The sequence below is a fragment of the Streptomyces lothianensis genome, assembly GCF_047779955.1.
Taxonomy (GTDB): Bacteria; Actinomycetota; Actinomycetes; order Streptomycetales; family Streptomycetaceae; genus Streptomyces.
Genome location: NZ_JBLMKT010000032.1, coordinates 18,641 through 27,742, shown reverse-complemented (window position 1 = coordinate 27,742; position 9,102 = coordinate 18,641). Strand labels below are relative to the sequence as shown.

General features: G+C 70.5%; 11 protein-coding genes. 9 read left to right on the top strand and 2 right to left on the bottom strand.

Annotated features, from left to right (window positions below; translation table 11 throughout):
* The first annotated feature begins 153 nt into the window (after positions 1-153).
* From ACLF6P_RS11175 to ACLF6P_RS11160, 4 genes are all read left to right on the top strand, one after another.
* Positions 154-882 (top strand): response regulator transcription factor, encoded by a 729-nt coding sequence (locus tag ACLF6P_RS11175; protein ID WP_415949864.1) that lies wholly within the window; start codon positions 154-156, stop codon positions 880-882.
* Positions 883-890: 8 nt separating this feature from the next.
* Positions 891-2,297, top strand: coding sequence for an ATP-binding protein (locus tag ACLF6P_RS11170; protein ID WP_415949866.1), 1,407 nt, complete (start codon positions 891-893; stop codon positions 2,295-2,297).
* 79 nt (positions 2,298-2,376) lie between these two features.
* The gene (locus ACLF6P_RS11165) at positions 2,377-2,631 is read left to right on the top strand and encodes a type II toxin-antitoxin system Phd/YefM family antitoxin (protein WP_415949863.1); all 255 of its coding nucleotides are present in this window, start codon (positions 2,377-2,379) and stop codon (positions 2,629-2,631) included.
* Positions 2,628-3,080, top strand: a complete 453-nt coding sequence (locus ACLF6P_RS11160; protein WP_415949862.1) for a PIN domain-containing protein — start codon at positions 2,628-2,630, stop codon at positions 3,078-3,080. Before ACLF6P_RS11165 ends, ACLF6P_RS11160 begins: the two co-directional genes overlap by 4 nt.
* A gap of 44 nt (positions 3,081-3,124) precedes the next feature.
* On the opposite strand, the gene ACLF6P_RS11155 is transcribed toward ACLF6P_RS11160, so the two are convergent.
* Positions 3,125-3,865 carry an LmeA family phospholipid-binding protein gene (locus ACLF6P_RS11155; RefSeq protein ID WP_415949860.1) on the bottom strand — a complete coding sequence of 247 codons (741 nt, stop codon included), beginning with the start codon at positions 3,863-3,865 and terminating at the stop codon, positions 3,125-3,127.
* A gap of 609 nt (positions 3,866-4,474) precedes the next feature.
* Here ACLF6P_RS11155 and ACLF6P_RS11150 point away from each other — a divergent pair.
* A complete protein-coding gene (locus tag ACLF6P_RS11150) occupies positions 4,475-5,317 on the top strand; it encodes a sulfurtransferase (protein ID WP_415949859.1) in 843 nt (280 codons plus the stop codon).
* A 57-nt stretch (positions 5,318-5,374) separates the two neighbouring features.
* The gene (locus ACLF6P_RS11145) at positions 5,375-5,662 is read left to right on the top strand and encodes a DUF1416 domain-containing protein (RefSeq protein ID WP_415949857.1); all 288 of its coding nucleotides are present in this window, start codon (positions 5,375-5,377) and stop codon (positions 5,660-5,662) included.
* A gap of 139 nt (positions 5,663-5,801) precedes the next feature.
* Here ACLF6P_RS11145 and ACLF6P_RS11140 read toward each other — a convergent pair whose 3' ends face one another.
* Positions 5,802-6,065 (bottom strand): DUF3099 domain-containing protein, encoded by a 264-nt coding sequence (locus ACLF6P_RS11140; RefSeq protein WP_415949856.1) that lies wholly within the window; start codon positions 6,063-6,065, stop codon positions 5,802-5,804.
* Between the two features lie 167 nt (positions 6,066-6,232).
* On the opposite strand from ACLF6P_RS11140, the gene ACLF6P_RS11135 reads away from it, so the two are divergent.
* Genes ACLF6P_RS11135 through ACLF6P_RS11125 form a run of 3 tightly spaced genes read left to right on the top strand, consistent with a single transcriptional unit; the run spans position 6,233 to position 8,882 of the window.
* Complete coding sequence (locus ACLF6P_RS11135) at positions 6,233-7,057, top strand: hypothetical protein (RefSeq protein WP_415949855.1); 825 nt, start codon at positions 6,233-6,235, stop codon at positions 7,055-7,057.
* Positions 7,054-8,013 (top strand): hypothetical protein, encoded by a 960-nt coding sequence (locus tag ACLF6P_RS11130; RefSeq protein WP_415949853.1) that lies wholly within the window; start codon positions 7,054-7,056, stop codon positions 8,011-8,013. The genes ACLF6P_RS11135 and ACLF6P_RS11130 overlap by 4 nt, the downstream gene beginning before the upstream one ends.
* Positions 8,010-8,882: a hypothetical protein gene (locus ACLF6P_RS11125; protein WP_415949851.1), complete on the top strand. Its 873-nt coding sequence runs from the start codon at positions 8,010-8,012 to the stop codon at positions 8,880-8,882. The genes ACLF6P_RS11130 and ACLF6P_RS11125 overlap by 4 nt, the downstream gene beginning before the upstream one ends.
* Positions 8,883-9,102 lie beyond the last annotated feature (220 nt).

Genomic DNA, 9,102 nt, shown 5'->3' with positions numbered 1-9,102 from the left:
CCAGCTGTGGGCAGTCGTGCCGCAGGGCGGCACGGGTGGGCACAGCGGCACCCCGCACGGCGTGCACGAACTCGCAGCCCGCACCACCCCCGACCATGCGACGCTGGACAGCGCCCACCCCTACCCACCCCCGACCCCCGAGGAACCTCACCCGTGACCCCCGCCGAAGCCCCCCCGCAGCGCATCCTGATCGTCGACGACGAGCCCGCCGTGCGTGAGGCGCTGCAGCGCAGCCTCGCGTTCGAGGGCTATGCCACCGACGTCGCCGCGGACGGCTTCGAGGCGCTGGAGAAGGCCGCCGTCTTCGCACCCGAACTGATCGTCCTCGACATCCAGATGCCCCGGATGGACGGCCTGACCGCCGCGCGCCGCCTGCGCTCCTCCGGCTCCACCACCCCGATTCTGATGCTCACGGCACGCGACACGGTGGGGGACCGGGTCACCGGTCTCGACGCGGGCGCGGACGACTACCTGGTCAAGCCCTTCGAGTTGGACGAACTCCTCGCCCGCATCCGCGCCCTGCTCCGCCGCAGCTCGTACGCGGCCGCGCAGGCGGCGGACCGGATCGACGACGATGTGCTGTCCTTCGCGGACCTGCGGATGAACCTGGCGACCCGCGAGGTAGTACGGGGATCGCGCCCCGTCGAGCTGACCCGTACCGAGTTCACGCTCCTGGAGATGTTCCTCGCCCACCCGCGCCAGGTGCTCACCCGGGAACAGATCCTCAAGTCCGTCTGGGGCTTCGACTTCGAGCCCTCCTCCAACTCCCTCGACGTCTACGTCATGTACCTGCGCCGCAAGACGGAGGCGGGCGGCGAGCCGAGGCTCGTGCACACGGTGCGGGGTGTGGGGTACGTGCTGCGCGCGGGCGGCGCCGAGTGAGCGGTTCGGTGGCCGGCCGGCTGCGGCGGCTGCCGCTGCGCTCCCGCCTCGCCCTGCTCGTGACCGCGGCGGTCGCGTTCGCGGTGGCCGCCGTCGCCACGGCGAGCTGGCTGGTGGTCCGCGCCGAGCTGCGGAGCCAGCTGGACGACTCGCTGCGTTCGGCGGACGTGGAGCAGGCCACCAAGTCCTTCGGACGGCTCGGCTGCCCGCAGGCGGCCCCGGAGAACGCGGAACGGTTCGTCAGCGATCTGAGCGCCTCCGTGCAGGTCGTCTTCGCGGACGGCAGCCACTGCTGGGTGGACGGCACGAAGAGCCTGCCGGTCACCGCGGCCGACCTGGGCGTGATCAGGGAGGGCGGGGCCTCGTCCGTCCTGCACACCGTCACCGCGACCGACGGCACCAGGATGCGCGTCTTCACGCAGCCTGGCGTCTACCGGGACCAGCGGGTGGCCGTCTCGATCGCCAAACCGCTGTCCGACATCGACCAGCCGCTCAACACCCTGGCGCTCATCCTCCTCGCCGTCGCCGGCATCGGTGTCGTCGGGGCGGGCGGGGCCGGGCTCCTGGTCGCCCGTACCGGCCTCAAACCCGTCGACGACCTGACCGCGACCGTCGAACACGTCGCCCGCACCGAGGACCTCAGCGTCCGTATCCCCGCCGAGGGCGACGACGAGATCGCCCGCCTCTCGCGCTCCTTCAACGCGATGACCGCCGCCCTGGACAGCTCCCAGGAGCGCCAGGCGCAGCTCATCGCCGACGCGGGCCACGAACTGCGTACGCCGCTGACCTCGCTGCGTACGAACATCGAACTCCTCGCCCGCAGCGAGGAGACCGGCCGGGCCATCCCGGCCGCCGACCGCAGGGCGCTGCTCGCCAGCGTCAAGGCGCAGATGACCGAACTTGCCGCCCTGATCGGCGATCTGCAGGAGCTGTCCCGGCCGGACAGCAGCCAGGGCGCGAAGGTCGAGGTCGTCGCCCTGCACCGGATCGCGCGGACCGCGGTGGACCGCGCCCGGCTGCGCGGCCCCGAGCTGGAGATCACGGCGGAGCTCGCGCCCTGGTACGTACGGGCCGACGCGGCCGCGCTGGAGCGCGCCCTGGTCAACGTGCTCGACAACGCGGTCAAGTTCAGCCCGCCCCAGGGCGCCGTCGAGGTCGCCCTGGACCGCGGCACACTCACCGTGCGCGACCACGGACCGGGCATTCCCGCCGAGGAACTCCCGCACGTCTTCGACCGCTTCTGGCGCTCCGAGAGCGCCCGTCAGCTGCCCGGCTCGGGCCTGGGCCTGTCCATCGTGGCGCGCACCGTCAGGGAGAGCGGCGGCACGGTGGCCCTGCGGGCGGCGGAGGGGGGCGGCACGGTCGCGGTGCTGACGCTTCCGGGGGCGCCTGTGCCGCCGCCGGATGCGCCCTGACGCGGAACCGGCACTGTTGTCCGAGCCGCGTTGCGCGTAACCAATGGCAGGTCCGCACGTTACTAGTAACATGTACTACATGGAAGTCACGGCCCGCGAGTTCAACCAGAACGCCTCGCAGATCCTGTCCGCCGCCGAGCACGGCGAAAGCGTGACGGTCACCAAGAACGGCCGCCAAGTGGCCCGCCTCACGCCGATGGACCACAAGAGCGTGCCCGCCTACCCGCCGGGTCCCATCGGCGAGATCGAACTGCCCCGGCTCGACCTCGGTCCCGACATGACCGACGAGGAGCTGGACGGCCTTCTCGACGGCATGGGCGAGGACGGACTGTGAACCCGGTCGCCATCGCCGACACCAACGCCCTCATTCGCCTCCTCACGCCCTCATTCAGCGGGCACCGGGAGCACGTCGAGGCGCTCGCCAGGATCGAGCATCTGGTCGTCTCGCCCATGGTCATGGCGGAACTCGACTACATGATCGCCCGGCGGGCGAGTCCGGAGGCCGCCCTGAAGGCCGCGCGCTTCATCGAGACCAACGCCGCGCGCCGCAAGTTCGCCGTCCCCGGTATCGGGCCGCACCTCAGCACCGCCATCGCGGTGGCCGACGGCTACAGGGACGCCGACGGGGGCAAGGGGGTCGGCCTCGTCGATGCCATGAACGTGGCCCTGGCCGCCGCGTACGACACGGAGGTGATGTTCACCTCGGACAAGCACTTCCGCATGATGCGCCCCCTGACCGGGCACGAGGCCTTCCGCCTGCTTCCGGAAGACGTCGACGGCTGACCGTCCGTCCTCGGGGGTGCCCGGCCGGCCGGGCCGGACGCCCCCTACCCGGCCAGCTTCACCTGGGAGCCCGTGACCGCGAACTCGACGCCCTCGTCCGCCGCCCGGACCGACTCCAGCTCGACGCCCGCCGGCAGGCTGTCGATCTTCTGCTCGAAGTCCGTGATCTCCCGGACCTTGCGCTCCGCGAGCGAGACGCCGGCCAGCTTGGGCATGGCGTCGGCGTGTACGTAGACGGTGTCGCCGTCCTCGACCGTGACCGTGCTGGTCACCTTGACCGGCGGGAGCTTCCTGCCGAGGGCCGTGATCTCGATGGCGACCTCGATCTTGCCGTCCGGCCCCTGCGCAAGCCCTGTGACCTGCGCCGTCACGCCCGGCGCGACCTGCCTCTCCTCCACGTTCGCGGCCTTCAGGAGCTCGTCGTACGCGATGAGGGCGGAGCCCTCCGCGCTCTTCGCGGTGGCCGAGCCGTAGCCGTCGGAGAAGTTGAGGCCGTGCAGGGTGGCGTCGAGTGCGTCGATACGGATGGTGCCGCCGGCCACGCCGTCCGCGGGGGCGTCGTAGTCGTCGATCCCGACCGACACCTCGTCGAACTCGCCGCCGAGCAGTTGGGTCAGGAACGGGAAGCCGTCGATGGACACGTCCGGCGTCCGCGCGAGCCCCTCGCTGTCCCGCACCTTCTCCGCGGCCTTGTCCTCGGCGATCCCCACGGCGATCCGATCGGCCGCGACGAGGAGTCCGCCGAGGATCACGGCGATGATCAGTGTGATTCGCACTCCGCGCATAGGGCTCCCCCGCCTCAGTCGATCCCCACCGACCCTAACCTGCCCTGCCCGCGGCACCCGGCACACGGCTCCACCCGGGGTCTGTCCCGAGGACGTCGTGTATCGCCCACATCCCGCGATGCGAGACGCCCTCGTCCAGCCCCCGGCTGTGACGGGCGCGACACTGGCGGCGAAGCCCCGAAGCGTACGGCCTCACAGCCCTCTCGTCTCAACAGTTGGACGATCTCGTACCAGAATGCGGACGCCCGGTGACATCGGGGCCGATCCGTCCCTACGATCGGCTCCATGAAGCAACAGGCAGCGGACTTCACGAAGCGGCGGGCAGTGGACCTCTGCCGCGTCGCCGCCATGCTCTGTCGCCCCGCCTGAGCGGACGGACGGACCCCGGCAGCCACCCCGGCCACCGCACCTCCCCCCCCGCTTCCCCCAGGTCTCTTGAGCCGCTCCCGACTCGAGGCCACCCCGTGCCCGTGCACACCCGGGCCGCAGCCGCCCGAACCCGGCCGCCGCCACCCACCCGTACCCGCACGCAGAGCACCCCCGCACACCCAGACGCACCGCACCCGCACCACCCGCACCCCGCCGCAACCGCCCCGGAGGAGACAGCACATGAGCCGCAACGACGTCCTGGTGGACGCCGACTGGGTCGAGGCCAACCTCGACAACCCGAACGTCGCCATCGTCGAGGTCGACGAGGACACCTCGGCCTACGAGAAGAACCACATCAAGAACGCCATCCGGATCGACTGGACCAAGGACCTCCAGGACCCGGTCCGCCGCGACTTCGTCGACCAGGCCGGCTTCGAGAAGCTGCTCTCCGCGAAGGGCATCGCCAACGACACGCTCGTCGTGCTCTACGGCGGCAACAACAACTGGTTCGCCTCGTACGCCTACTGGTACTTCAAGCTCTACGGCCACGAGAACGTGAAGCTCCTCGACGGCGGCCGCAAGAAGTGGGAGCTCGACTCCCGCGACCTGGTCGACGGCGCGCAGGTGCCGCAGCGCCCGGCCACCGAGTACAAGGCCAAGGCCCAGAACACCGCGATCCGCGCCTTCCGCGACGACGTCGTCGCCGCGATCGGCTCGCAGAACCTGGTCGACGTCCGCTCGCCCGACGAGTTCTCCGGCAAGCTGCTCGCCCCGGCGCACCTCCCGCAGGAGCAGTCGCAGCGCCCGGGCCACGTCCCGTCCGCCCGCAACATCCCGTGGTCCAAGAACGCCAACGACGACGGCACCTTCAAGTCCGACGAGGAGCTGAAGAAGCTCTACGCCGACGAGCAGGTGGACCTCGCCAAGGACACGATCGCCTACTGCCGCATCGGTGAGCGCTCGGCCCTGACCTGGTTCGTGCTGCACGAGCTGCTCGGCGTCGAGAACGTCAAGAACTACGACGGCTCCTGGACCGAGTACGGCTCCCTCGTCGGCGTGCCGATCGAGCTCGGCGCCAACTGAACCCGCCCTCCCTTCCCGATTCCTCTTCCCTCAAATCCCCTCGGAGGACAGCGACTTATGTGCGGAGCACAGGTGGGCGGTCCGGACGCCGCCACGATCAAGCCCGGTGAGACCACCATCCAGGGTCAGGTGACCCGCGACGGCGAGCCCGTCAGCGGTTACGTACGACTCCTGGACTCGACCGGCGAGTTCACCGCCGAGGTGCCCACCTCGGCGACCGGACAGTTCCGGTTCTACGCGGCCGAAGGCACGTGGACCGTACGGGCGCTCGTGCCCGGCGGCACCGCGGACCGCACGGTCGTCGCGCAGACCGGAGGCCTCGCGGAGGTCGCCATCGCCGTCTGAGCGACGGCACCGGCAGCGCTCGGCTGCCCGCTGAAACGGCCGGAGGGCCGCACCCCTGGGGGTTGGACGCCATACCAGGAACTGGGTGCGGTCCTCCGGCTCTTCCGCATGCTTCACGGGGGCGGCCCGACGTCCCGTCCTACTGCGGCGGCTTGCGCTTCCCGTCCAGCTCGTCCCACCACTCGTCGGACTTCGGATCCCCCGAGGGATCGTCCCACCAGCGGTCCTCGGGGCCACGGCGGTTGGCGACGACCGCGGCGGCGGGCGGAATCACCATGGCCACCAGGCACATACCGACGGCGGCCGGGACGGACCAGAGCCGCACAAGGGCCCAGGCCGATACGAAGAGGCCCAGACACAGCCCCATCATGGCGAAGTAGACGTGCCGCCTTCGCGCGTACATACCTCCAGCGTAGGCCCAGGTCAGACGGTGTCCGAACCGTTACCCACAGCCGTACAACCCCCCGGGTCCCCCAACGGTCTCCTGGGCACGCCGATGCGGAATCGGCGCTTCGGGCCCCGGTGGGCCCGGGGAGTCCTGGAAGACCTGACGCATCCTGTGGGGGGACCGTGGAGCCAGAAGTACCGCCGACGCCGGAGTCCCGGCCGCCGGCGGAAGAGCCATCAACGACCGCGCCGGAACCGGCCGCGCCGGAACCGGAGCGCCCCGGGCGCCGCCGGGGCCGCACGACCGCACTCGTCCTCGCCGCCGCCCTGCTCGGGCTCGCGGGCGGCACGGCGTACGGCTACACGGTCCAGGCGGACCGCGAGCCGACACCGCTGCCCGCGCTCGCCCAGAGCCGTCTCGCCTACCCGGACGAGGCCTCGAAGGAGGCGAAGGACGCGGCGGGCATGAGCAAGACGGACAAGGACCTGCGCAACCTGCTCGTCTCCAAGCCGAAGGGTGCTCGGGTCGCGGACCATCCCGTCTTCCAGGGCGGCGCGATGCCGCAGGACGGCTGGATGCCGGTGCGCGCCTATCTCGAGGAGTACAAGTCCCCCAGCAGCATGCTCGAAGACCTGACCGTTCGGGGAATCCGCCGGGTGGCCGCCGCCGACTGGGACAAGGGCGAGTACCGGACGATCGCGGTGCGGCTCGTCCAGTTCCGGCCGGGCGCCGAAACGGGCGCGATCGAGCACGCCAGGGGTCAGCTCGCCTACATGCCGTACGACGAAGGCGGGGCGGGCAGCGAAGGGCATGCCCTCAAGGGTTCCGCCGAGGGGCGTGCCTTCATCTACCCGGTGGAGCGGAAGCCGGGCTATCTGCCGAACTACGAGGCGCGCGCCATCGCCTACCGCGGCGACGTCGTGGTCGACATCCACATCTTCGACACGAAGCCGATCAAGCTGAAAGAGATCCGCTCGCTGGCGGAGAAGCAGGTGGGACGACTGTGAGCGAGACCCCGGCCAACCAGCAGACCCCCATTCCCCCGCAGCCGGATGGCCCCGACGCGATCGGCACCTCCGACGCGATCGGCACCTCCGACGCGATCGGTACCTCCGACGCGATCGGTACCTCCGACGCGATCGGTACCTCCGACGCGTTCGGCACCCCCGACGAAATCGGTACCGGCGCCCCGGAGCGGTCCGGTGCCTGGCGGCGCGCTGCTCGGATCGCCGCCCTGGCGCTGCCGCCCCTCCTCTTCCTCGGTGCCCTCTCAGGCGCCGCGTACCAGGCGAAGTCGTCCGTGGACGGCGCCGATACGAGCGTGACCGCCGAGATCTGGGGCAAGGACGCCAAGCCCGGCACCGACCCCGCGGGCGATGTGTCGAAGGGCCGCCACGACAACGACCTCACCAAGCTGCTGATGCCGGTCCCCGAGGGCTATCTGCTGGGCTCGGACCTGGACGAGCACGGCAACGACAACTACCTCACCGGCAAGGAGGCCACCGCCCAGCTCAAGGCGAGCAGCACGGGCCTGACCGGCAAGGCTCGCCGGAAGTGGAACAAGCGGATCGAAAAGCTCGGCGTCCAGGGTGTGGCTTCCCGCTCCTACGCCACGGCGGTGCCCTCCCTGCACGCTGAGGTCGTCATCGCGCAGATGAAGGACCACAAGGCCCTGCGCGACGTGCACAAGTTCACCACCTCTCTGCTCGGCGAGCTGCCCGGTGTCAAGAAGGGCCCCAAGATCAAGGGCCACTCCAAGGCCAAGTGCTTCTTCATCCCGGCGGAGAAGGAGAAGGACCGGCCCCGGAGCGCGGCGGTGGATGACGTGTACTGCTCCGTGCAGCAGGGCGATCTCCTGATCGAGTTCAGTGCATTCGGCGGCCATCCGATGAAGAAGGGCGACGTGGCGGACCTCTTCAAGGACCAGCTCGACCACATCAAGTCGCCGGGGGAGTACGTATGACCGAGCAGCAGACAACCCCTCAGCAGACACCCCCTCAGCAGACAACCCCGAGCCCCGCTCCGCAGTGGGGCGTGACCGGCGAGATCGAGGCCGCAGGCGATGCGACGCTGCTGCAGCCACCGCCGAAGCGCTCGCTGAAGGACCGCCGGGCGCTGCGCGCCGTGGCCCGCTGGACGCTGGCCGTCCTGGTGTGCGGCGGACTCGGTGCCGGCGCCGCGTACCGCATCACGTCGATGGAGCGCACCGACGTACCGGGCCTTGCCACACAGGACGACGGCCGCTGGGAGTACCCGAAGCTCAAGCTCCCCGCGCTGCCGCCCGGCAAGCCGCGCCCCTTCAACGAGTCCAATGCGGGCGGGCTCCACCACGCGGCCCTGACGGACCTGATGCTGCCCGCACCCGAGGGGGCCACGGCGGACTCGGGAACGAAGGTGCTCAAGCAGAAGGATTTCGCCGCGCTGTACGTGGAGCGCGTGCGGGAGGATGTCGCGGACGGGCTCCGGGACCTCGGAGCGCGCGAGGTGTTGAGCCGCTCCTGGACGGCGGCCGACGGCACGAAGAGCCGGATCTATCTCGTCCGCTTTCCCTCGGCGGGTCATGTGAAGGCCTTCGAGGGCGAGGTCATCCGGACGGGTACGGACACCGAACTCGTAGGGATCGACGGGACGGCTTTCGACACGGACTGGACGCACGGGCCTTCGGACACCGGGGTTTCCGTGGTGCTCAAGGAGCGGGACGGGGGCGACAGCAGGGTGGCGTTCCACTTCGCGGGAGACACCCTGGCCCTGATCGTCCAGTCCAAGAAGGGCGGCGCCGAGCGCGTCCCCTTCCACCAGACGGTGGCCCTGCAGGCCCAGCTTCTGAACTGAGCACGGCGTAGGGCCAGGTCAGACGGTGTCCGAACCGTTATCCACAGCCGTACAACCCCCTGAGCCCCCCAGTGGTCTCCTGGGCACGCCGATACGGAATCGGCGCTTCGGGCCCGGTGGGCCCGGGGAGTTCTGAAGAGTCCAGTGGGGGGACCGTGGAACAAGAAGTACCGCCCAGACCTGAGGGCGCTCCTACGCCTGAGGGGCTGTTGCCAGACCC

Coding starts and splice junctions, on each gene's coding strand:
- ACLF6P_RS11150 (WP_415949859.1), top strand. CDS start 4,475: ATGAGCCGCAACGACGTCCTGGTGGACGCCGACTGGGTCGAGGCCAAC.
- ACLF6P_RS11155 (WP_415949860.1), bottom strand. CDS start 3,865: ATGCGCGGAGTGCGAATCACACTGATCATCGCCGTGATCCTCGGCGGA.
- ACLF6P_RS11125 (WP_415949851.1), top strand. CDS start 8,010: ATGACCGAGCAGCAGACAACCCCTCAGCAGACACCCCCTCAGCAGACA.
- ACLF6P_RS11165 (WP_415949863.1), top strand. CDS start 2,377: ATGGAAGTCACGGCCCGCGAGTTCAACCAGAACGCCTCGCAGATCCTG.
- ACLF6P_RS11140 (WP_415949856.1), bottom strand. CDS start 6,065: ATGTACGCGCGAAGGCGGCACGTCTACTTCGCCATGATGGGGCTGTGT.
- ACLF6P_RS11145 (WP_415949857.1), top strand. CDS start 5,375: ATGTGCGGAGCACAGGTGGGCGGTCCGGACGCCGCCACGATCAAGCCC.